This is a genomic window from Paenibacillus sp. S150 (assembly GCF_019352175.1).
GTDB lineage: Bacteria > Bacillota > Bacilli > Paenibacillales > Paenibacillaceae > Paenibacillus_AQ.
This window is the reverse complement of the sequence record NZ_JACBYI010000038.1, coordinates 1-23,548: the sequence shown is the minus strand read 5'-3', so window position 1 is coordinate 23,548 and position 23,548 is coordinate 1. Positions and strand designations below refer to the sequence as shown.

The window sequence follows — 23,548 nt, the reverse complement described above, 5'->3', positions numbered from 1 at the left end:
CCCTACTGAACCTAAGAGTTCCAAATTATTAATCTCGACTATAAATGTCTCTTGTATATACCTTTGCTGCTACATCTTGAATATCATCTGACAATCGGTTAGCAATAATTACATCTGTTATTTTCTTGAAAGTTTCCAAGTCATTAATAACTCTAGAATTATAAATATTATCCTCGTTAATCGTTGGTTCATAAATAACAACCTCGATACCTTTAGCTATAATACGTTTCATGACCCCTTGAATAGCTGACTGTCTAAAATTATCTGAATCCATCTTCATCGTCAGCCGATAAATTCCAACAATCCTAGGGTTAGTTTGAATAATCATCTCAGCAATATGATCTTTTCTGGTTCTATTAGCATCTACAATAGCAGTCATTATATTATTCGGAACTTCTTCATAGTTTGCTAAAAGCTGTTTTGTATCCTTTGGAAGACAATAACCACCGTAGCCGAAAGAAGGATTATTATAATGGTTACCTATCCTCGGATCTAAGCCAATCCCTTCAATAATTTGCTTTGTGTTTAGCTTTCTTACTTCCGCATAAGAGTCAAGCTCATTAAAAAACGCTACTCTCATAGCAAGATATGTATTAGCAAAGAGTTTAATAGCTTCTGCTTCCGTTGCGTTAGTAAATAATACAGGAATATTAGTTTTCGATGCCCCCTGCACTAATAAATCAGCAAATGCTTTAGCCCTTTTAGATTGCTCTCCCACAATGATGCGCGAAGGATACAAATTATCATGTAAAGCCTTTCCCTCTCTTAAAAATTCCGGAGAAAAGATTATATTATTAGTTTTAAATTTTTCACTTATTTGTTTAGTATACCCGACAGGTACGGTAGATTTAATAACCATTACTGCATTTGGATTTATGGATATAACGGTAGAAATAACCATTTCGACTGTACTTGTATCAAAAAAATTTTTGTCAGGATCATAATCTGTTGGAGTAGATATTATTATATACTCTGAATCTTTGAAGGCTTGTACGCTGTCAGTAGTTGCCGTTAAGTTTAAATTTTTCGTAGCTAAGAACTCTTCGATTTCTTTATCAATAATTGGAGATATTCTATTATTAATACTATCAACCTTTTCTTGCAGAATATCTAAAGCAATTACTTCATTGTTTTGAGCCAGCAAAATAGCATTTGATAAGCCTACATAGCCTGTTCCAGCCACTCCTATCTTCATTACATTACTCCTTCAATAAATTATACGTACTTCTTAATTTTAAGAAAATTCATTTCCTTAACGCAATTTCTTTCTTAACTTTTGTATTGATGCGCCACTTTTGAACTAATTCAGTTATAAAAAATTTAGGGGAAGTAAAAAATGCCAACCATAAATTATTAAAAAACAAAATATATTTACCACTTCTCAATCCAACTATAGCAAGAACAGAAAAGTGTCTAAACTTAACATATTTTATTTGTTTATTATTCAAAACATTAAAATATTTTTTTTTAAATTCATATAATTCAATTTCAGCAATAATCTTATTGTCTCCAATCGATATTCTTTCTTCATCATGAACATATTGGATTACATCAGCACGTGATAAATATCCTATATGCAAATCCTTTTCAATTGCCTTAAGCATAAGTCTAAATTCTTGTCCCATACTTACATTATCAAAGCCATTTAAATCTTGCAGTACTTCTCTTTTAAACATATAAGTATCTGTAGGTGTTAAATGATGTAGTATATGTTGTTTTAATAATTCACCATTCGATAAATCATTTACATATTTATGTTCACGGTAATCCACTAAGTCACCTGAAATATTACATATTTTCACATTGGTAAATGAAACATCTAAATTGTTAGTATGCATGTACATAATTTGCGTTTCAATTTTCTGTTCTTCATATACATCATCATCATCAAGAAATGTAATATAATCTCCTGAGGCTATATGTATACCCTCATTTCTTGCCAATGCTCCACCCATATTCGTACTATTTTTGTGGTAAATTATTAAATTCCCATCTATATATCTCGAAATTTTATTTTCAGTTTGTTTCCTGTAATCTGATTCAGGATGATTATCGTCAACAACAATTATCTCAATATGCTTATATGTTTGATTCAGTATTGAGTCAATCGCTCTCGTTAAAAACTCGCTGCGCTTATACGTTGGTATAATTACACTTACTTTCAAATTCATATTTACCATCCTTAAAAATCCTCAGATTTCTCATAAACCAAATTTCCAAATATCTTTTGTATTATCTTCACTCTTCCAAAAAAAAATCCCACAAATATTCCAATCGCTGTAGATAAGTAAACTTTTTTCCCATTATTTTTAGCCATCTCCTTAACAAGGTAACTAGTATTTACATATTCTTCATCTTGAGGAAAAAATATCCCCGCAGCACCCCTATCTATATAGCACTTAACATATTGACACAACCTTTTGATATTTATCATACTTCTTTTATTATTAATATTAGGAAAAAGAGGAACTAATAGTGCTAACTTTTCAAGTTTTGCGTAATTCCCCGGACACTTCAAACCATACACCATTGGTGGCCTAACTATTACAACACTCAAGGCTGTATCATTCACTTTATTAAGTTCATTCTCCGCTTCCAACTTGCTCCATCCATATAAAGTATTAGGAGCAGGAATAGTGTCTTTAGTTATAACCGTTTCTTTACCGAGTTCTCCATCTTTACCATATACAGCCATTGTACTCAGGAAAATAAACTGTTTAACGCCTGCCTCTTTTGCTCGCATGGCTACTTCTAAAGGCAAATTTTTATTTATTTCAATATACATAGATTTCATATCAAATTTTTCTTTTTTATGAACTATTGCAGCAACATGAAACACAACATCATACTTCGAGAAATCCGTTTCACGCCATATATCATTTCTCAAACTAATTTTATCCACTGTGTAATTCTCAGAATATTCACGCAAATACTCAGCAAAGTTTGTTCCAATATAGCTATTTGCTCCAGTTATTAGTATTCTCTTCATACTGAAGCAGTCTCCTTATTGTTCACTAGATCATTGTCTCTTGATGCTTCAGTTGCCCCTTCACTAATTCCTTCAGATTTAACAACCCTTATAATAGTTTTCAAAAAGCACTTAGTATCTAACCACAAACTCAAATGCATCAAATAGTATCCATCTAATTCAGCCTTAGTTACAATAGGGAGCTCATCTCTTCCATTAATCTGTGCCCATCCCGTCAACCCAGGCTTAATATCATTCGCTTTGTACTTTTCACGTTCAGCAATAAGATCATATTGATTCCATAAAGCCGGACGCGGACCAATAATGCTCATTTCGCCTTTAAGTATATTTATAATCTGAGGAAGCTCATCCAGACTGGTTTTCCTAAGGAATTTGCCGAGTTTAGTAATGAAGAACTCAGGGTCCTGAAGCAAATGGGTTGGCATATCACTAGGTGTATCTGTACGCATCGTTCTGAATTTAAGAATGTAGAATTCTGTCTTGCCCTTCCCTAATCTCTTTTGCCGAAACAAGATAGGGCCTTTGGAGGTTAACTTGATCAACATAGCGATAATCAAGAAAAAAGGCCATAACAGGAGAATTCCGATTAGAGCCAATAGAAAGTCAATGATTGGTTTTATAATGGTATAAGGCTTCATAAGCTCACCTGATCCTTTAAGTGCTAAAAGTTCAAATGTATATGACACAGCCTCTTCTCAATAAAATGAGTGAGGCTGCACCGTTATACAAGCTGTCACAACAAGATTAATCTCCCATACCTTCAGCCAATTCCCTGCCCGCTTGCAACTGCGCCTCAAAGGCGGCTCTATACTGAGCAATGATGTCTGTGCTATATCCATTGGCGTTTAGTTTTTGTTCAGCCTCGGCAATTATACTGTTGAAGCTGGCTGTAAATGAAGCTAGCTGTTGTTTCCCCTTAGCCATAAGGCTTGCTTTGGTTGCCTCATCCGTTGCAGCAATATATTCAAATCCAATGCTCATCAAGGTTGAAGTGCTCTGGGATTGAAGCGCGCTAAGTTTAGCTTCCGTATCACTGGTTATCTGCTCATAAGTCAATGTACCGCTCCCGGCACCTCCCCCTGCTGCCGCGCTACTTGAGGGAGTTGGTGTTGCTGTGGCAGAACTACCAGAGGTATTCCCTGATGCATCAGGTGTTGGTTGAGCTTGATAGGCTGCCGATTCAGCAGTAATCGTCTTGGTCTTCTGATCCCAGCTAATGGAATTCCCTACAGATTCCGATAAAAAACGAAGAGGCACATAGAGCGAGCCATTCAGGATATAGCTGCCTTGACCGGTTGGAACAGCCTTAGCTGAACCATTAAAGACATAACTGGCTTTTACTTTACTTAGAACAATATTTTTATTGGCAGCTGCTGCACTATTTCCGTTTACAGCATTCATTAAGTATTCTTTGATAACAACCAGTTCTGAAGTGCTTGGTTCAGCCACTGTAACCTTCACATTCTTGGCATCCCAGCTCACACTTTTCTGTAATGCGTAGGATACAAAACGAAGGGGTACATACGTTGCATTGTTGTAAATAAAAACATATTGACCCGTTGGCGGCTGCATGTTCACACCGTCAAAAATCATCTTCACATCCATACTTTTGACTTTGATCGACTCTGTAACTGTGGCTGCTGATGCCGACAGTGGAGCAGAAGCTGTTAATGGCGCAATACCTATCAGCATTAGCAGCAATAATGCCGCCGCCGGAAATTTCACTTTAGTCATTATTATTCACTTCCTTCTTTAATTGCTTCTTCAGTTTCTTTTTTACTTCCAGTTACCTGATCGTAGGTTTTCCCTTGGCTAACACCATATTTTTTCCCTATTTGCGATAACTCATTGTATTGTTCCTCTGAAACTTTACCAAGAATTATGCTACGAGCTTCCTTCTTCTCTTCATTAGTCAGCCCACCTTTAGCCAACTCTTGAAGTCTTTTGATATCCGATACGCTTAATTGTTGTGCCACTATTGATGCCACATTGGCTTTGTCTTTTATTGAAACATCTTCTTGAACTTCTTTAGCTTTATCAGGAGAAATATGAGCGATCCCATCCACACCCTCTGGTGTTGGAACTGGAGTACTCTCAGGCTTACTCGTAGCGGCCGCTTGTCCTCCACCATTCCCGGCCTTAGCCGTACCCTCAGCAGCAGCAGGAGCATCTGTAGCCCCGGTAGTTGCAGTAGCTTCAGTTGTCGCCGCAGGCTCAACACTTGCTGAAGGTTCTGTGCTGGCTGCTGGCTCAGAAGTCGCATCACCCGCTGCTACCGCAGGTTCAACTATCTCACCCTGAGCTATATCAGCAGTATCCTCTGCTTCTACATCGAAACCATCTGCCATTGAACTCATTAGCTTATCTACTGCATAGTTGGCTGCGAATAACCCGGCAACTCCGAGTACGACAATGACCGACAGCGTCCAGAACAATACCTTTTTCCATCTCTTGTTGAACACTTCAGGTACCTCCAATGAATGTTTTAGCTAATCGCAGCTTGGGCTACCGGCTGCATCGGCACAATCTGGTTGATTACTTCACGAATGGCTTCTCCATCTTCAGACAACACACGTTCCAGGCGTTTGAATTCCAGTTCGAGCTGGTTCTGGCTGAGCACATTGGGCTTGCCGATGAAGATCCGGTCATGCTGGGTGGAGCCCAGATTCTCCTCGGCTGTCAGCAGCTCCTCATACAGCTTCTCGCCTTCGCGTATTCCGGAGAAGGTAATCTCTATATCCTTATAAGGCTCGTAGCCGGACAAGGTAATCAGATCCTCCGCCAAGGTCAGAATCTTCACCGGTTGGCCCATATCGAGTACAAAAACTTCCCCGCCATTCGCAAAAGAGCCAGACTGAATGACCAGTTGTACCGCTTCGGGAATGGTCATGAAGTAACGCACCATCTCAGGATGGGTAACCGTAACGGGGCCACCCGCAGCGATCTGCTGCTTGAAGGCCGGAATTACGCTGCCTCTGCTGCCAAGCACATTCCCAAAACGCACAGCCGAGAATTTGGTTGGACTTGTCGTATTGAGACTCTGGATATACATTTCTGCAATCCGTTTGGTTGCTCCCATTACGCTGGTTGGGTTAACCGCCTTATCTGAGGAGATCAGCACGAAGCGTTCCGCTCCATATTTATCTGCACAATCCGCTACATTGCGTGTGCCGAATACATTGTTCTTGATCGCCTCGGAAGGATTGCGCTCCATCAGAGGGACGTGCTTATGTGCCGCCGCATGAAAGACCACCTCCGGACCGTGGCTCTGAAATACTTCCATTATCCGGGTGCGATCCTGCACATCCGCAATAACGGTAACAATATTCAGCTCGGGGAAGCTCTTGCGCAGCTCCATCTCTATTGTGTATATGCTATTCTCGCCGTGTCCGAGAATTAACAGCTTGCTCGGGGCAAACGGGGAAATCTGACGGCATAGCTCCGATCCAATCGAACCGCCGGCACCTGTAACCAATACCGTTTTGTTATGTACATAGCCGAGAATACTGTTCAGGTCCGCCACAATTGGTTCACGCCCGAGTAAATCTTCTACACTGACATCACGGAGCTTCTTCACTGAAATTTTGCCGGCGATCAGGTCATTAAGTGCAGGAATAATCTTCAGCTTCGCTCCAGTGGCCTTCGCCAGGTTAATAATCTCCGATATTTCCGTTCTGGATACCGAAGGCATTGCAATAATGATCTCGTGAATCTGACGCTCCTTCACAAGCCGGGGGATATCATAACGGTTGCCGAGAACCGGCACACCCAAAATGGAAAGATGATATTTATCTGCACTGTCATCAATGAACCCGACGATTCGTGTATGTGCGAACGATGGTCCCATCATCTCACGGGCAATCAGTATTCCGCAGTCACCGGCGCCGACAATGATCGTGTGAGTCGCAGTATCCTTGCTGTTGATCCGATCATTACGGAATACTCTCCAGAAGAGCCGTACTCCGCCTACCAGCAGCAGGATGGTCTCCATCGCCCGCACTTCAATGCTCAGAGGCACCCGCTCCGGTAAAATGATAAAAGCTGCCAGATAAGAGAGTACAGACCCTACCACAATAGCTTTGAAGACTGATATGATCTCACCAATACTGGCATATTGCCACATTCTGCGGTAAAGGCCGAAATAAATCAGGCTGCCTCCAAAGGCAATAGTGGAGATGAGACCGAATAGCAGCATCTGAATCAGATATTTTTCAGGAATGCCGCCATAGAACCGGAACATATAAGAAGTCACAATACTGAACCAGATAATGGCAAGGTCAATGAGAAATAACAAATACACTCTAGTTTTCGCTGTCATTTTCAGTGCCTCCAAAAATAACAAATTTCACTACAGGAGTTAATTCCCATAGTAGTAGTAATAATAACCTTCACTGGCTTTGCGCTTCACATTATTTAATACTACTCCCAGCATCTTCGCACCAACACGGTCAAGATTCGCCTTGGCTTTGGCGGCAATCTCACGTTTCACCTTGCCATAGCTGACAACCATAATGACTCCGTCACTCTTGGAAGCGACAATCTGCGCATCCGTCACGGCCAGGAGTGGCGGAGTATCAAATAGAATCACGTCATAACGTTGACGCAGCTCCTGCAGCACTGTGCTCATCCGGTTGGAGGCCATCATTTCCGCAGGATTGGGAGGAATCGGACCGGACGTCATAATCGAGAGATTGGCTACCCCGGATTCTTGAACCACTTCGTCCAGCTTGGCCTGCTGGGACAACAGCGAGGACAGGCCATAGCGGTTGCTTAATGAAAAGGTCTTATGCGCAGTAGGCTTGCGTAAATCCCCATCAATCAGCAGTACTTTCTTGTCTGCTTGGGCATAGGCCGCCGCAAGATTGGCTGTAACCGTTGATTTCCCTTCTTCAGGCCCGGAGGAAGTCACCATAATAATCTGGATCTGCTCGTCCACAGACGAAAAGTCAATATTCGTGCGCAATGCCCGGAAGGCTTCCGATACCGGCGAACGCGGATTAGTCACGGTGATCAGATGGCGTTGTTTATTTGGCTGCTGTGACATGTTCGAGTTCCCCCGCCTTTCTGGACAGCGTCTGTGCTTGCGATTCGGTAGCTTTCGTCTCTTCTTGTCCAAGTCTCGTAATCATGGCGATCGTTGGCAGGCCCAAATATTTCTCGATATCTTCTTCCGTCTTCAGGGTATCGTCCATATATTCCAGCAGGAAGGCAATTCCCAGGCCAATCATCAGGGAGACGATAAATGCAATCGCCAGGTTCATTGCCACATTAGGCTCCACCGGTCCTGGCAGAACAGGCGGGTTAACCTTGGCTTCGTTCAGAATGGATACGTTCTGAACATTGAAGAGGGAAGGAATCTCTTGCTTGAACACTAGTGAAATGGCATTCACGATTTCCGCAGCTCTCTGGTATGAATTATCTTGAACGACAAGTGTCATCACCTGCGTATTATTTACAGAACTCACATTAACCTTCTTGAGCAGTTCTTCCGCAGTAATATTGAATTGCGGATAGTTCCTGGCTACGACATCCAATATAGCCGGTGTCTTGATAATTTCCTTGTACGTATTAATCAATTGAATGTTGGTATTAATCTGGTTAAGATCCAACTGCCCCGCTGTAGACTGCGTAGGCGTCTGATTGACAATAATCTTCGTCGAAGCTTCATATACCGGATTCTTGATATACAGGCTGTATACTCCGGCAAGAATACACACCACAATCACAATGCTTACAATCATCCACAGTCTCTTCCGGACGATCTGGAAATAATCGCGAAGATCCAATTCTTGTGCTGACAAGTGAACTTCCCTCCAAGCTGATTCTGTAATATTTCATCCTATACACAGTGAACTTGTGAATCCGGTACGAGTTCAACACTACAGTGCATTATTCGCAAGTTCAGTTTATATAAGCCAAGCAGAAACGGCTTCGCCGTCCTTTGTAAGGACGGCACCGTTACAGCAAGAAATATAAGGATAATTTAATGCGCAAAGCGTATAAATCCTTATATTTTAAAAAAGCGCCTCCTCTCACACAGACGAGAGGAGGCTCTCCACTTGCTTATTGATTGCTCTTACTTGAAGTTGATTGTACGGTAGATGATTACAGCTGCTTCAGCACGGGTAGCCGTGTCGTTCGGAGCGAACTTGCCGGCGTTGCCGATAACCAGGTTATGGCTGGCTGCGAAGGCAACCCCGTCTTTCAGGGACGCTGCGATCTTCGCTGCATCCGAGAATTTGGTCAACGATGAAGCATCTCCAGCAGCGGCATCAGGGTTAACAACCTTGACTGCACGGGCAATCATCGTTGCCATTTCAGCACGGGTAATCGTAGCGTTCGGATCGAACTGGGAAGCGCTGCGGCCGTTAACAATGCCCTTCTCGGCAGCAACGGCTACGTAAGGAGCATACCAGGCTGTGGAGGCTACATCGCTGAAGCTTTCAGTAGCTGTGCTGTTCTCCAGGTTCAGAGCACGGATCAGCATCTTGGAGAATTCAGCGCGGGTAACATTGCTCTTCGGAGCAAACTTGCCGGCGCCGATGCCTTCAATCGCGCCTTTGGCGGCAACGACTTGAATCTGTCTTCCAGCCCATGCTTGTACACTCGCAACGTCGCTGAAGTTCACTTTGTTCTCCAGTACTGCATAAGAAGAGAAGGTGTCGCGCGGTTCAACGATAAAGTCTCCGTCAAGCACGCCGCCTTCGAACTGCAGCTCGTTGTAGACAATCTTCGTTACGGACAGCAGTTCCTTGTCAAGATCAGCCACATCAACCAGCGGAAGCTTAAGCGTCAACGGCTGTTTGAAGATTGTTGTAGCTACACCGCCAACTGTCAGATCGAAAGAGTATACTTTCGAAGCCAATTTCAGGCTGGTAACTGAAGTTACAGTTGAATCAGGTTCTGTAGTAACAGTCAGAGTTACTGCATCGCTGAATTGGGCTACAGGGATGGTGACTGTCAAGCCGTTGAAAGTGATTGCGATGTTCGCAATGCCTTTAGCGTTGGCAGCTTCAATGATGGCTTTGGACAGCGGCACTTCTACAATGCTGGCGTTGACAGTACCCAGGTCCAAAGTGAGTGTCAGGCCGGTCTTTCCGGGGTTCGCAGCAATCAGTGCATCGAATGCCTTGATCACATCAGCGTCAACCAGATTCAGGGTTGCCTTGTCGCCAACCACGCTAACCAGTGCGGATACATTATAGATTCCATCGGCAGTTACAGTTCCCGGAGCAGTGACAGTTCCACCGCCGCCACCGCTGCCGGTGCCTGGGTTAGTAGGGAACGGATTAGCTCGAAGATAAGCCGCTGCGAGCGAAAGAACCGCAGGCTTAACAGTAGGCAACGTATTTTTAAAATTAATTAGCGAAGTCTGAATATCATCAGTAGTGATACCCAAATTGTAAACCACATCACTAACTGTCAGTACAGTTGCACTGCCGGTTCTGTGAGCGAGCACAGCGTTAATCGCTTGTTTCACCAGTGCTTCATTATTCAACAGTTGATCAATAGTCACACCATTCAACAATGTGCGCAGTTCTGCTTCAATACCGTTAGCTCCAAACACAAATTCTGCAAAGTCATCAAATGTCAGATCCTCTACTCCAGCTGCTGCAGCAATCTTGTTCAGAAGTGCTACATTTGTGTCAGTGTATAGCACTTCACCAACACCGTCAAAGCCTTCAGCATACACGTCATAAACAACGCTGGATACTGTTTGGAAGACATCGTATGAAGCTGCGACATCGGTACTATCCAAAACTTCATTTGTAGTCAACTTAGTAAGAATAGGTGCAAAGATTTCTTCGAACGTTGCCTGATCAATAGTTGCAGCCTGAATCTTATAGTCATAAAGAGCGCTGCCGGAAGTCAATTGAGCATATACGTCCTTAATTTTTTGCAATGCCGCGGCTTGGCTTGCTGTTGCTGCGGAAGCGGTTCCTACGATACCCAGATGCTGGGCCAGGCCTGTGCTGCTGAAAGGGAAGCCTGCAAAAGATGCTGCTGCCATGCTTACTGCTAGTGATGATACTGCCAGTTTCTTCTTCAAAGTCACTTTTCATCCACCTCTTTGTATGTAATATACTCTCTACTACTGCTAGCATAGATAGAGTAGCTAGCTCTAAGTCTACACTATTCTGATAAAAAATAACAATAAACCAGTAATACCCATTCTACCATCAATAGAGCACGAGGTCACCCCTTACGGGAAAAAAATCCGAACAATCTATGAAACTTGTTGTGAGATTGAGTAGAATTCACACGAATAATCTCCTCATTGCCGATAATTAAGCGCGAATTTTGACGAAAAAAGTCGGATGCTGTTTTCCCCAGCTCCCGGGTCAAAACCTCGTAGGCTTCGCTCAGGCCGAACGGGCGGTGCCGGTTGTCGTGAGCATCGGAGGCTATCACATGTACAGCATTCTTGCGGCACAGGTCCAGCGACAGCTTCTGCAGCTTGCTTCCAAGAGCTCCGGTGACGCTCTGGGCAGTCAGCTGGCCGAGCGCACCCAGCTCTACTAATCTGGTTAATTTGGATGGGTCGGCAGCAACCTCGGCATTGCGCTCCGGATGGGCGATAACAGGCACGAAGCCTTGAATAAGCAGCTCGTGGCAGGTCTCCTCCATCGTGCGCGGCACCCGCGATGACGGCATTTCCAGCAAAATATATCTGGAGCCCGCAAGCGTCAACAGCTGGCCTTGCTCCAGATCATTCAGCAGATCGCTGTAAATGCGGATCTCCTGGCCCGGAAGCACCAGCAGCGGATCACCGGCTTCCCGGAGCCGCTGATTCAGCTGTTCAACAGCCTGTCCTATGTTCGGCGCGGGGTTCAAGTATGCACCGTTGGCATGATGCGGGGTGGCAACAACAGTGGAAATCCCGTCCTTCCGGGCGGCCTGCGCCATAGTGAGGGCAGCTTCCCAATCGGCGGCCCCGTCGTCCATGAAGGGTAGAATGTGGCTATGGATATCTATCATACGCTCTTTATCGGTCCCTCTCTAACGTATATTTATAGATTTCTTAAAAAAATACAACCATTTCACTAGGAAATGATTGTTAAATTTTGAAATATTATTAACGATTAGGCTTCCAGCTCAAACAGCTTACGGGTGTAGAGCGCAAGCCTGCTGTCAATCTCTTGAATCTCTTCATTCTCGCAGACTGTATTACGCTGATCGAGCAAGCTGTTGACCTTGGCGCGCAAGCTCTCAATCTCCTGCTCAACGGAATCGGACTTGTACAGGCGCATCATCTCCGCAAGCGAGTGCTTGTGCTGGTAGACCAGCTTGCTGCCCAGCGGCGTGACTTCAGAAATTCTGCGGACCGAGCCGTTCTCGTAGACGTACACCATGGTGAAGCCTTCATATATTCGATTCACCGTTCCTGTACCTTTATAGGTGACGAACAGCTTGCGGATTGCGTTGTTCAGATGCGGGTTCACAATCCGGCAGGACAGGGCGCATACGTAGATGCTGCCTCTTTGCTGGAAGGATAAATGAACCTCCTCGCCCCCTGCTTCCTCCAGAACGATCTCCTGTTCTCCGCCGCCCAGAATCTTGACCCGGTGACTGATGAAGCAGGTATCGGCGGTAAGCAGAAACTGTTTCATCTGAAATTCCGTCATTTGCAAAGTCGCCTTCACATATTCTGTAGCCAATCTTTGAGCCATGACCATCCCTCAATTCTTTGTAACAGCCTTTAGCATGATTATACAATGAAGAGCAGCGGGTTATCTCATCAGGAGGAACAGGATATACACCGATAATTCAGCTTATAACGGGAGAATGGGATAATAGCCTTCAATTACATATGTATTCCTCACTATTCTGTGGGGAATACGCCTTCAATCTCCGGCTCAGCCGGCTCTTCTTCTTCGGAGGCCTGATTATACCGCTCGATCAGCTCCCATAATTCATCCTTGCCGAGACCGGTCTCCGAGGAAAAAGAAATGAAATTATCCCCCGGCAGCACCCCCAGCTCCTGCTTCATGATCTTGATATGCTTCGGCCAGCGCGTCTTGGGAATTTTGTCCGCCTTCGTCGCCACCACACAGAGGGGCAGGTCATAATGCTTCAGCCAGTCGAACATCATTTTGTCATTGCCGGTAGGCGGATGACGGAGGTCCACAATAAGCAGGACAAGCCTCAGCGTGTCGCGCTCGGACAGATACTTCTCGACCATTTGGCCCCAGGAAGCCCGCTGGGTCTTGGATACTTTGGCATAGCCGTATCCCGGGAAGTCGACAAAATACATGCTCTCATTAATCCGGTAATAGTTCATATGCTGCGTCTTGCCCGGCGTGGAGCTGGTGCGGGCCAGATTCTTGCGGTTAATCATACGGTTGATCAGGGAGGACTTCCCGACGTTGGAGCGCCCTGCCAGAGCAATCTCCGGCAAGGCGTCAACAGGGTATTGGTCAGGGCCTACGGCGCTGATGATAAATTCGGCATTGTTAACTTTCATAGGACTTCCTTTCTAATGCACGCTGCTCGGCGCTTCACTGCTGATTTCGTTATGATGCTCGACAAGCGCATGCTTCAGCACCTGATCCATGTGGGAGACCGGCACGAATTCCACATCGCTGCGGACGCTCTCCGGAATATCCTTCAGGTCGCGCTCGTTATCCTTCGGCAGAAGGATTTTTTTGTAACCGGCCCGGTGGGCGGCAAGCGACTTCTCCTTCAAGCCGCCGATGGGCAGCACCCGCCCGCGCAGCGTGATCTCGCCTGTCATTGCCACATCCTTCGAGACATAACGTTTCGTGAGTGCGGAGATCAGTGCGGTAGCGATTGTAATCCCTGCAGACGGACCGTCTTTGGGAATTGCGCCTTCGGGAATGTGAATGTGAATGTCGTTCTTTTCATGGAAGTCCGGCGCCAGCCCCAGCTCCTCAGCCTTCGAACGGGTATAGCTGAAGGCCGCCTGCGCCGATTCCTTCATCACATCGCCCAGCTGTCCGGTCAGGGTCAGCTTGCCCGTTCCCTGAACCACCGTCACTTCGATCAGCAGCGTATCGCCGCCGACCTCCGTCCAGGCCAGCCCGGTAACCGTGCCGATCTGATCCTCCAGCTCCGCCATTCCGTAGCGGAACTTCGAGGCGCCGAGGTAATCCTTGACCTCTGCGGGAAGGATGATTACCTGCTCCTTTTCACCCGATACGATCAGCTTCGCGGCCTTGCGGCACAGCGCGGCAATCTGCTGCTCCAGATTGCGGACTCCGGATTCCCGGGTATACTCGCGGACAATCTTCAGCAGCGTATCGTCTTCAATGGACAGCTGCGCATCCTCCAGGCCATGGTTACTGCGCTGCTTCGGCAGCAAATAGCGGCTGGCAATCTGCAGCTTCTCCAGCTCCGTATAACCGGGAATGAACAGCATTTCCATCCGGTCAAGCAGCGGACGCGGAATGTTGTGCACGGTATTGGCGGTCGTCACGAACATGACGTTCGACAGATCAAACGGCAGCTCGACAAAATGGTCGCTGAACGTGTTGTTCTGTTCAGGGTCCAGCACTTCCAGCAGCGCCGCCGACGGGTCGCCGCGGAAATCCGCCGCCATCTTGTCGATCTCGTCCAGCAGGAACACCGGATTGATGCTGCCTGCGGTCTTCATTCCCTGAATGATCCTACCCGGCATGGCGCCGACATAGGTGCGGCGGTGGCCGCGGATCTCAGCCTCGTCACGCACGCCGCCCAGCGAGATGCGCACGAACTTGCGGTTCAGCGACCTTGCGATGGAGCGCGCGAGCGAGGTTTTACCGACGCCCGGAGGACCCACCAGACAGAGAATCGGACCCTTCAGCTTCTTGACCAGCTTCTGGACGGCGAGATATTCCAGCACGCGCTCCTTCGGCTTCTCCAGACCATAATGATCCGCATCCAGCACCTGCTCCGCCTTCAGGATATCCAGGTCATCCTCCGTCGACTCGCTCCACGGCAGACTCAGCAGCATGTCGACATAGTTGCGGATGACGCCGCCTTCGGCCGAGCTTGCCGGCATTTTTTCCAGACGGTCGATTTCCTTCTCAATCTTCTCCTGCACACGTTCGGGCAGCTGCTTCTCTTCCATCAGACTGCGCAGCTCATCGGCTTCGCCCGCCCGGCCTTCCTTCTCGCCAAGCTCCTTCTGGATCGCTTTCATTTGCTCGCGGAGATAATATTCCTTCTGGGTCTTCTCCATCTGCTTCTTCACCCGCTGGTTGATCTTGCGCTCCAGCTCCAGCACCTCACGCTCATTGTTGAGGATATCCAGCAGCTTCTCCAGGCGTTTGCTGACATCGATCGTCTCCAGAATCTCCTGCTTATCCTTGATCTTCAGCGCCAGATGGCTGGTGATGACGTCGGCAAGCCGGCCCGGCTCTTCAATATCGGAGACTGCGGCGAGTGTCTCGGGAGTGACCTTCTTCGAGAGGGTGATGTAATGCTCGAACTGGTTCAGCACGGTGCGCATCAGGGCATCGCTCTGCTGGTCCACATCCTCTTCCTCAGGCAGCACGCGCGCCATTACCTCGTAATACTCCTCATTATCCGTATAATGAATAATTTCGGCCCGTTCCACTCCCTCCACAAGCACACGAATCGTGCCGTTCGGAAGCTTCAGCATCTGCCGCACATTGGCGACCGTGCCGACCCGAAAAATATCTTCTTGTCCCGGCTCCTCAATATTCACTTCCGACTGGGAGCAGAGGAGAATCAGGTTATCTTCAACCATAGCTTTTTCCAGCGCCTTAACCGACTTCTCGCGTCCCACATCCAGGTGAAGAACCATGCTGGGATACACAAGAAGACCTCTAAGCGGCAATAAAGGAAAACGACGACCTTTGGATTTGCTTTGTATCATCGCTTTCGCACCTCCCATGGTTCTCAAGTAGTGTCATATGCTTCATTCTAACAAAAGCGGCATCAAAACACCAACAGATCGCACATCGCTGCAGCTTCCGTTCTTTTCCTCCGCTCCGTCAGACCCGGTTTATTATTCGCTGCTTATTCCCGGAATATGTTCAACAAGCGGAAACGGCTTCGCGCCCTCAATAATAGGCGGCTTCCGCTTCAGCGGGAAATATAAGGATGCCTTATAGCTTAGTGGAAAAAAGGATACCTAATCGATCCGTTTCGCCCCCATACAGAGGAATATGCCTACATTAAGATGAACTTGAACCATTCATCCAAAGGGCAGCCATTTTAGTGGTAAAAAGGATAACTAAGGTAGCGCATTAGGATCCTGGATCATCCCTAGTGGGAAAAAGTACAACTAATCCGGCTGAAATCAGCCATTTGGAGGGAGCAGGCCTCCATGAAGTGTACAAAATCCCGCTAGAGCCCGTTCAATCCAGAATTCCAGCCCATTAGTGTTACTTTTTACACTTCGCTTCCGTTCCTTATGAAACTCCTTGCGTTTCATCCAGCTTCTTCAGGTTCTCCGGTTCCATTCCTATACATTCAATTACCTTTTTGGCTCAACACCAAAATCAGCGGCTGACGATGTGAATGAAGTCCGCTGCGGGTTCAGAGGGTTCTTCCGATCCCGCTGCTAAAGTCCGGTTTCCTGATTGGTATACGATTACTGGTTGAATTCAGATGGAGCCAGCTTTTTCCCACGTTTCCTTTACCGAAGACTTTTCCGTCCATTTTAAGTGCACTAATTCTTACGAATTCCACTTCATTCACTCCATTCCACTTCACGTCCCTGCGCCGGTAGCGGTCTCGGCTGGACCGCTCTATTCCCGCTTCCTCCTGCAAAACATAGAACCCGCAGACTCCGCACGACCCAGCACGGCTCAGCAGACTCAACACAATTCAACAAACTCAGAACGACCCAGCAATTCAGCAAACTCAGCACGGCTAAGCCGCATTACAATTTTCCCTCTAACTTCATAAATTTCATAACATAACTTATCCACAATTGGCGAGAAGCATAATTTCCTAAACGGCAAGTGAAAACGGATACCGTCTTTATAAGGACGGTATCCGTTTCAGCGGGAAAGATAAGGCTAATGTATAGCGTGAAACATAAAAGTCTTATCTTTTAAAAAAAGAACGGCAGTCTCCCGCCGTTCTAACATATGGGTTATAAGGGTGAATCAGCCCTTTGCACTGTCCCCGCTGGCATCCGCTTTAAACAGCGAAGGCGTTGCCGAGAAGGTCTCGCCGGAGACGGCAGGCAGGCGCACATCCGCAGTTCCGGTTCCGAACAGATGGCGGAAGACCTCCTCCACCGTCTCCATCGGAATGACCCGCAGCGGTGCCAGGTCGGCGAACAGCGACTGCCAGTTCTCCTTGGGAATCAGCACTGTGGTAGCCCCCGCCTGAAATGCGGCTTCGACCTTGGCAATCACTCCGCCCACCGGCTTCACCCGGCCATGAATGCCGATCTCTCCGGTAATGGCAACAGTGTTGTCCACCGGCAGGCGCCGGATGGCGGAGACAATGGCCACGGCCATCGCCACCCCGGCAGACGGGCCGTCAATCGGTGTGCCTCCGGGGAAGTTCACATGCAGATCGTAGCTGTCAGGCTCCAGATTCATCGTCCGCAGAACCGTCAGCACATTCTCCACCGAGCCCTTGGCCATGCTCTTGCGCCGGATAGTCCGCGAGCCGCCGCGGGTCTCTTCTTCATCCACCACTCCGGTAATGTTAAGCCTTCCCTGCCCGTTCTTGGCCGGCGCTGCCGAGACCTCAATCTCCAGCAGCGTGCCCATGCCCGGACCGTACACCGCCAGGCCATTGACCAGACCGATCTGCGGCGAGGACGGAATCTTGCGTTCGGTCCGCATGGGCAGCTGGCTGCTGCTGGCTACCCACTCGATCTCCGCCGCACTGAGGGTATCCCGGCCTTCGGTTAACGCAAGTCCTGCGGCGAGCTGGATCATGTTGACCGCCTCGCGCCCGTTGGTGGCGTATTGCTGCACCACTTCAACGGCTTCGGGACTCGGCTTCAGCCCGATCTTCTGGATCGCATCGCGCCCGATGACGGCAATCTCCTCCGGCAGCAGCGGCCGGAAGTAGATCTCCATGCAGCGGGAACGCAGCGCGGGTGAAATTTCATCCGGCGAACGCGTGGTGGCGCCCACCAGCCGGAAATCGGCCGGCAGGCCATTTTGAAAAATATCATGGATATACGCCGGCGTGTTGCTGTCCTCGGAGTTATAGTACGCGCTCTCCAGCAGCACCTTCCGGTCCTCCAGCACCTTCAGCAGCTTGTTCATCTGAATCGGATGGAGCTCCCCGATCTCGTCAAGGAACAGAATCCCGCCATGCGCCTTCGTTACGGCACCCGGCTTCGGCTGCGGCACACCGGCCACCCCCATTGCCCCCGCCCCCTGATAGATCGGGTCATGCACCGAGCCGATCAGCGGATCGGCAATGCCGCGTTCGTCAAATCGGGCGGTGGTGGCATCAATCTCCGTAAATTTTGCATCGCTTTTGAAGGGGGAGAGCGCATTTTTCTTCGCTTCCTCCATAACCACGCGCGCAGCTGCAGTCTTGCCGACTCCAGGCGGCCCGTAAATAATGACATGCTGCGGATTCGCACTGCACAGTGCAGCCTTCAGTGCGCGCAGCCCGTCCTTCTGCCCGACGATATCTCCAATGGAGGCCGGACGCGTCTTCTCCGAGAGCGGCTTGGTCAGTGAGATCATCCGCATTTTGCGGAGCTTGTCCAGCTCCTTGCGCGACTCCCGGTCCACCGCCGTTTTATTGGTCTTCTGTCCCCGCAGCAGATTCCAAAAATAAACGCCGATGACCAGCGCAAAAAAGAGCTGCACGATCATCAGCAATATACTTAATTCCATAGGTCATCCTCCTGTTCGCTTCAGTCTACCTGTCCTGTATTTGGCTACTACTAGGTAGTATAGCCTTTTCGGTCATTCATAAACGCCGGAGACCGTGATATGCGCGCACTATTTTTGCATACTACCCTATTTAAGCGGAGATACTGAGCACACAGGAGGTGAATGGACATGGCCGATTTGAGCAACGCGGATGCCGTTCAGGAGAAGCTGCCTGACTCGCTGCCGCTTTTTATCGAAGAAATGAATTGCCGCTTTGGAAAAAGCACCGATCTGGTCTTCAGGTTTCTGGAAATCGGCCCCTTCTCCGCCGCCATTATCTTCATCGAGGGGTTTGGAAATCCGCGATTTTTGATTGAAGCCATTCATAGAGATCTCTTTCTGTTCGATCAGCTCCGCTCCGATCAGCCGGAGGAGAGCCTGCGGCTGCTGCAGGAGCGGACCATTACGCTTGGCAAGGTGGGGGAAGCCCGGACCTTCTCCCAGGTTGAAGCGGAGATCTTGTCCGGGAACAGCATCATTTATATCCAGGGAGCCTCGGCGGCTCTCTCCGCCGGCACAGAGACACTCAAGCAGCGGGGAGTGGAGGAAGCCAGCTCACAATCCGTAGTCAGAGGCCCGCGGGAAGGCTTCAATGAATCCTTGCGGGAGAATACCGCCCTGGTCCGGCGGAGAATCCAGAATTCCAGGCTGCGTGTGGAGCAGCGGAAGCTGGGAGAGCAGACCCAAACCCCTGTGGCAATTATGTATATTGAAGGAAACGCCGATACCCAGGTGCTGGAGGAGCTTCGGCGCAGGCTGGACGCGGCCAAGCTGGACAGTGTGCTGGAGAGCAATTACATCGAGGAGATGATCCAGAGTCCCCGCTACAGCCCTTTTCCAACCGTGTACAATACGGAACGGCCGGATGTGATTGCCTCCGCCCTTCTGGAAGGCCGGATAGCCATTTTTGTGGAAGGCACTCCGTTTGTGCTCGTCGTCCCGGCGCTGCTTGTCCAATTTTTCCAATCCAGCGAGGATTATTACCAGCGCAGCGATTTTGCCAGCCTGGTCCGCCTGCTCAGATACTTCTGCTTTGCACTGGCTTTGCTTACTCCTTCTTTCTATATCGCTATCACCACATTCCAGCAGGAGATGATCCCCACTACCCTGCTGATCAGCCTGATCGGCCAGCGTGAGGGCATTCCGTTCCCGGCTTTTCTCGAAGCGTTCATTATGGAAGTCACCTTTGAAATTCTGCGCGAGGCCGGGATCAGGCTCCCTAAATCCATAGGGCAATCCGTTTCTATTGTAGGGACGCTGGTCATTGGGCAGGCTGCCGTCGAGGCTGGACTGGTGTCGGCCGCAATGGTAATCGTCGTCTCCATCACAGCCATTGCCAACTTTGCCCTGCCGGCGTTCAATGTGGGCATCTCCGTTCGGATGCTGCGGTTTGTGCTGATGGCAATTGCCGCCTCCTTCGGCATGTACGGGATGGTCATCGCTATGATTATTCTCGGCCTGCATCTGTGCAGCCTGGAATCCATGGGCGTCCCTTATATGACCTCCTTCGCCCCCATGCGGTGGTCGAGCCAGAAGGATACCTTCTTAAGATTGTCGCGGCGCAGCATGAAGAAGTACTTCGGACGCAACTAAAGTTCTGCCGCGGTCCAAGTTCCCAAGAATAGAGAGGAGAGCCGGCAATGCGGGGAAGAAACATTCTATTGTTGCTCCTGATGATAAGCCTGGTGACGCTTACGGGATGCTGGAGCAGAAAAGAGCTGAACGAGCTTGCTGTCGTTATGGCAATGGGAATTGACCTGGACCCGGAAGGGTATGCGGTAACCGTACAGGTCCTGAATTCCGGCGAGACCGGCAGTCCTCTTCTGTCAGGCTCAGGCGGAAGCCTGCCGGTCATCAGCTACAAAGCGACAGGCAAAACCGTTCCCGATGCGCTCCAGCGTATGCTCAGCACTACCCCGCGTATCCTCTATTTGTCCCATGTGCGGGTGCTTGTATTCGGGGAAGATCTTGCGAGGGCGGGAATTAGCGATGCGCTTGATTATTTAAACCGCAATCATCAGCTGCGCACCGATTTCTATATGCTGGTGGCCAAAAATTCCGAAGCCTCGAAAATTCTCGATGTCATTACACCCTTTGAGCATATTCCTGCCAATTCCCTTTTTTCTTCCATTCTTGTCTCTCATAAAAATTGGGCGGCTACCGGAAAAGTCACCCTTCAGGAATTCGTTGTCGAGCTTGAGCGCGGCGGCTCCAATCCGGTCATGTCCGGCGTGCAGCTGAAAGGCGTTCCCTCCCAAAGCGAGTCCGCCAAGAACGTCCAGAGCATTACGCCGAAAGCCTTGATTCAGCATGCGGGAATCGCTGTTTTCAAAAAGGACAAGCTCGTGGGATGGCTGGGGGAATCCTCAAGTAAAACCCTCAACTATGTGCTGAATAAGGTGGATTCTACTGTCGGCAATGTCAGTTGTCCGGAAGGCGGCACCGCCGGATTTACAATCACCCGGGCAGACAGCAGCATTGACGTCAATCTGAATGGCGAAAACGAGCCTGAATTCACAGTGAACTTGAATCTGGAGGCTAATCTCACGTCAGTGGAAAGCAAAATTGATCTCCGCAAGCCTGCCAGTATTGAGATCCTCCGAAGCCTGATCAAAAGCAAGACAGATCTAGGCATGACCAATAACATCAAGAAGGTGCAGGAAAAGTATGGCTCGGACATCTACGGCTTCGGGGAAGAGCTGCACCGCAAATATCCCAAGCTTTGGAAGGGCTATCGGAAGCATTGGGATGAAACCTTCCAAACGGTCAAGGTCAGCGTGAACTCCAGTGTCGCCATCCAGCAGATTGGCTCCGTCATTCAATCGCAGCGGAAAGAGGTGGAACTGAAATGAGCTGGAGCATTTTATTGCTTATGATTCTGCTGCTGGTGGCCGTAATCGAGACGCGGCAGCTGGCCAGGCTCCATTCTCCCCGGGATATGGCCGTATTTTATGGTTTCTGGGGAATTGCTGCAGCCGCAACGGTTGCCGATATGGCCGGCCTTACCCAGATTAGACCGCTGGATTGGATCCGCGGCTTCATGCAGCTCACCGGACTGGCAGCTTAATAAGACAGGGGGGAAGATTCTCATGATGAAGCAGCCGCAGCTATCAGCCTTGCAATTTTTTATACTGACCTTCGGCCTGAACGTCGGAACCTCCATTCTCGTCACACCGAGCGGAATGGCGCATGGTGCCAGAGAAGATGCCTGGCTTGCTTCCCTGTGCAGTGTGCTGCTCAACCTCATCATGGTCCTGCTGTACATTGCCCTGTCCCGGCTGTATCCGGGCAAGTCGCTGTTTGAGATTCTGGAGGCCGTCCTGGGCAGGTGGCTGGGCAAAGCATTTACCCTGTTCTATCTCTTTTACTTTCTAATCCTCACCGGGACGCTGCTGGGCAACCTCGGCTTTTTTATATCCAGTGAATTTATGCCGGAGACACCGATCGAAGCGGTACAGATTGTTTTTTTGATCAGCGCCATCTTCAGCGCCCGCATGGGAATTGTGGTTCTGGGAAGAGTCGGCGAGCTAATGTTTCCCTGGGTGATCTTTCTGCTCTCGATACTTGTTCTGGCCCTGTTTCCCCAAATCGATTGGAACCATATCAAGCCTATGCTGGAGGACGGGTGGGCCCCGGTGATGAGTGCCGGATTCCAGTCGGCCATGTTTCAGGAAATGATAGTACTGATGGCATTTTTACCGCTGGTCAAGCTGAAAAAGAGCGCTGAAAAGGCTTATCTCTGGGGGACCTTTACGGGGGGAATGACGTTAAGCATTATTGTATTGCTAAGCCTGCTGGTCCTGGGCATTGAACAGACCGAGAACAGCACCTTCCCTGCATTTGCATTGGCCAAAACGATCAACATCGGCAACTTTCTCCAGCGCGTGGAGGGCATGATGATTACGATCTGGGTACTGACCTTTTTCATCAAAATTTCACTGCTGTTCCTCTCAATGCTGCAAGGTCTGCGCAGCGTATTTGCCCTGAAAGCGCAAAACCACCTGATATATCCCTTGGCCGTGCTGTTCATCATCATTGCTTGGAATACATACATCAATACTGTATATATCAACCAGATCATTCAACAAGTATGGGGGAATTTCTCCTCTCTCTATTTGCTGCTGTTTCCCTTCCTCCTGTATCTGATCGCCCTGCTCCGGACCAGGCTGCTCCGGGCCAAAAAGCCTTAATCCGGTATAAAAAAGAGCAGGCAGAGACTTGCGATGGAGCATGTAGCTCCTGTACAAGCAGAAACGGCTGCGCCGTCCTTGACCGGGCAGCGCAGCTGTTTGCATTTCAGGTGTAAGGCTGGCTGCTGAAGCCAGGCGGGGAGCCAAGTGGAAAAGGTCACTTCATATTCCCCCGGCCGCTTTTTCGCAAGGGTTAGCGGGAAAAAGATACCTAATCGTTCCGGTTCTCTCCCTTGCAGAGGAATACGCCTGCATTACGATGTACTTGAACCTTTCTCATCCAAAGGGGCAGCCATTTTAGTGGTAAAAAGGATAACTAATTCACCGCATTCGGATACTGGGCCCATAGCTACAAGGCCTACCTGAAACTACCTCTCACGAAAGATAACATAAAAAGGAAGACTATCCATAGGAAATATGGACGAAGTGGAGAAAAAGACACACTTCCCCCTACCCCAGGAGGACCGGGCTTCGGATTTCCATGTTAAATTCCAGGGGGCTCATTCTAACTGGGCCACACGAGATTCCATCCGTTTCCA

At 48.6% G+C, this 23,548-nt stretch carries 19 protein-coding genes; 4 read left to right on the top strand and 15 right to left on the bottom strand.

Annotated elements, in window-relative coordinates:
* Positions 1-28 precede the first annotated feature (28 nt).
* The 15 genes from HYD27_RS24770 to lonB form a co-directional block, all read right to left on the bottom strand.
* Positions 29-1,195, bottom strand: coding sequence for a nucleotide sugar dehydrogenase (locus HYD27_RS24770; protein WP_219219625.1), 1,167 nt, complete (start codon positions 1,193-1,195; stop codon positions 29-31).
* Between the two features lie 49 nt (positions 1,196-1,244).
* The gene (locus HYD27_RS24765; RefSeq protein WP_219219623.1) at positions 1,245-2,171 is read right to left on the bottom strand and encodes a glycosyltransferase family 2 protein; all 927 of its coding nucleotides are present in this window, start codon (positions 2,169-2,171) and stop codon (positions 1,245-1,247) included.
* Positions 2,172-2,182: 11 nt separating this feature from the next.
* Complete coding sequence (locus HYD27_RS24760; RefSeq protein ID WP_219219621.1) at positions 2,183-2,989, bottom strand: NAD-dependent epimerase/dehydratase family protein; 807 nt, start codon at positions 2,987-2,989, stop codon at positions 2,183-2,185.
* Positions 2,986-3,627 carry a sugar transferase gene (locus tag HYD27_RS24755; protein WP_219219688.1) on the bottom strand — a complete coding sequence of 214 codons (642 nt, stop codon included), beginning with the start codon at positions 3,625-3,627 and terminating at the stop codon, positions 2,986-2,988. The genes HYD27_RS24760 and HYD27_RS24755 overlap by 4 nt, the downstream gene beginning before the upstream one ends.
* Before the next feature lie 106 nt (positions 3,628-3,733).
* Positions 3,734-4,723, bottom strand: a complete 990-nt coding sequence (locus HYD27_RS24750; protein WP_219219618.1) for a copper amine oxidase N-terminal domain-containing protein — start codon at positions 4,721-4,723, stop codon at positions 3,734-3,736.
* Between the two features lie 2 nt (positions 4,724-4,725).
* Positions 4,726-5,451: a hypothetical protein gene (locus tag HYD27_RS24745; protein WP_219219616.1), complete on the bottom strand. Its 726-nt coding sequence runs from the start codon at positions 5,449-5,451 to the stop codon at positions 4,726-4,728.
* A gap of 23 nt (positions 5,452-5,474) precedes the next feature.
* Positions 5,475-7,307, bottom strand: coding sequence for a polysaccharide biosynthesis protein (locus tag HYD27_RS24740; protein ID WP_219219614.1), 1,833 nt, complete (start codon positions 7,305-7,307; stop codon positions 5,475-5,477).
* Positions 7,308-7,346: 39 nt separating this feature from the next.
* Positions 7,347-8,033, bottom strand: coding sequence for a CpsD/CapB family tyrosine-protein kinase (locus HYD27_RS24735; RefSeq protein WP_219219612.1), 687 nt, complete (start codon positions 8,031-8,033; stop codon positions 7,347-7,349).
* Entirely contained in the window at positions 8,014-8,790 is a 777-nt protein-coding gene (locus HYD27_RS24730; protein ID WP_219219610.1) for a YveK family protein, read from the bottom strand. Before HYD27_RS24730 ends, HYD27_RS24735 begins: the two co-directional genes overlap by 20 nt.
* 275 nt (positions 8,791-9,065) lie before the next feature.
* Positions 9,066-11,045 carry an S-layer homology domain-containing protein gene (locus HYD27_RS24725; protein ID WP_219219608.1) on the bottom strand — a complete coding sequence of 660 codons (1,980 nt, stop codon included), beginning with the start codon at positions 11,043-11,045 and terminating at the stop codon, positions 9,066-9,068.
* Between the two features lie 140 nt (positions 11,046-11,185).
* Positions 11,186-11,968 carry a tyrosine-protein phosphatase gene (locus HYD27_RS24720; protein WP_219219606.1) on the bottom strand — a complete coding sequence of 261 codons (783 nt, stop codon included), beginning with the start codon at positions 11,966-11,968 and terminating at the stop codon, positions 11,186-11,188.
* A gap of 104 nt (positions 11,969-12,072) precedes the next feature.
* Positions 12,073-12,660, bottom strand: coding sequence for a non-ribosomal peptide synthetase module (locus HYD27_RS24715; RefSeq protein ID WP_219219604.1), 588 nt, complete (start codon positions 12,658-12,660; stop codon positions 12,073-12,075).
* Between the two features lie 152 nt (positions 12,661-12,812).
* Positions 12,813-13,454, bottom strand: a complete 642-nt coding sequence (yihA, locus tag HYD27_RS24710; RefSeq protein ID WP_219219602.1) for a ribosome biogenesis GTP-binding protein YihA/YsxC — start codon at positions 13,452-13,454, stop codon at positions 12,813-12,815.
* Positions 13,455-13,466: 12 nt separating this feature from the next.
* Positions 13,467-15,830 carry an endopeptidase La gene (lon, locus tag HYD27_RS24705; RefSeq protein ID WP_219219600.1) on the bottom strand — a complete coding sequence of 788 codons (2,364 nt, stop codon included), beginning with the start codon at positions 15,828-15,830 and terminating at the stop codon, positions 13,467-13,469.
* A gap of 1,240 nt (positions 15,831-17,070) precedes the next feature.
* Positions 17,071-18,780 carry an ATP-dependent protease LonB gene (gene lonB, locus HYD27_RS24700; RefSeq protein WP_219219598.1) on the bottom strand — a complete coding sequence of 570 codons (1,710 nt, stop codon included), beginning with the start codon at positions 18,778-18,780 and terminating at the stop codon, positions 17,071-17,073.
* A gap of 168 nt (positions 18,781-18,948) precedes the next feature.
* Here lonB and HYD27_RS24695 point away from each other — a divergent pair, with 168 nt between their 5' ends.
* From HYD27_RS24695 to HYD27_RS24680, 4 genes are read left to right on the top strand one after another with little or no spacing between them, the layout of a single operon-like run.
* A complete protein-coding gene (locus tag HYD27_RS24695; protein ID WP_375373940.1) occupies positions 18,949-20,412 on the top strand; it encodes a spore germination protein in 1,464 nt (487 codons plus the stop codon).
* 47 nt (positions 20,413-20,459) lie between these two features.
* On the top strand, positions 20,460-21,671 hold the full coding sequence (locus tag HYD27_RS24690; protein ID WP_219219594.1) for a Ger(x)C family spore germination protein: 1,212 nt from the start codon (positions 20,460-20,462) through the stop codon (positions 21,669-21,671).
* The gene (locus HYD27_RS24685) at positions 21,668-21,886 is read left to right on the top strand and encodes a hypothetical protein (RefSeq protein WP_219219592.1); all 219 of its coding nucleotides are present in this window, start codon (positions 21,668-21,670) and stop codon (positions 21,884-21,886) included. The genes HYD27_RS24690 and HYD27_RS24685 overlap by 4 nt, the downstream gene beginning before the upstream one ends.
* Positions 21,887-21,908: 22 nt before the next feature.
* Entirely contained in the window at positions 21,909-23,009 is a 1,101-nt protein-coding gene (locus HYD27_RS24680) for a GerAB/ArcD/ProY family transporter (RefSeq protein WP_219219591.1), read from the top strand.
* Positions 23,010-23,548 lie beyond the last annotated feature (539 nt).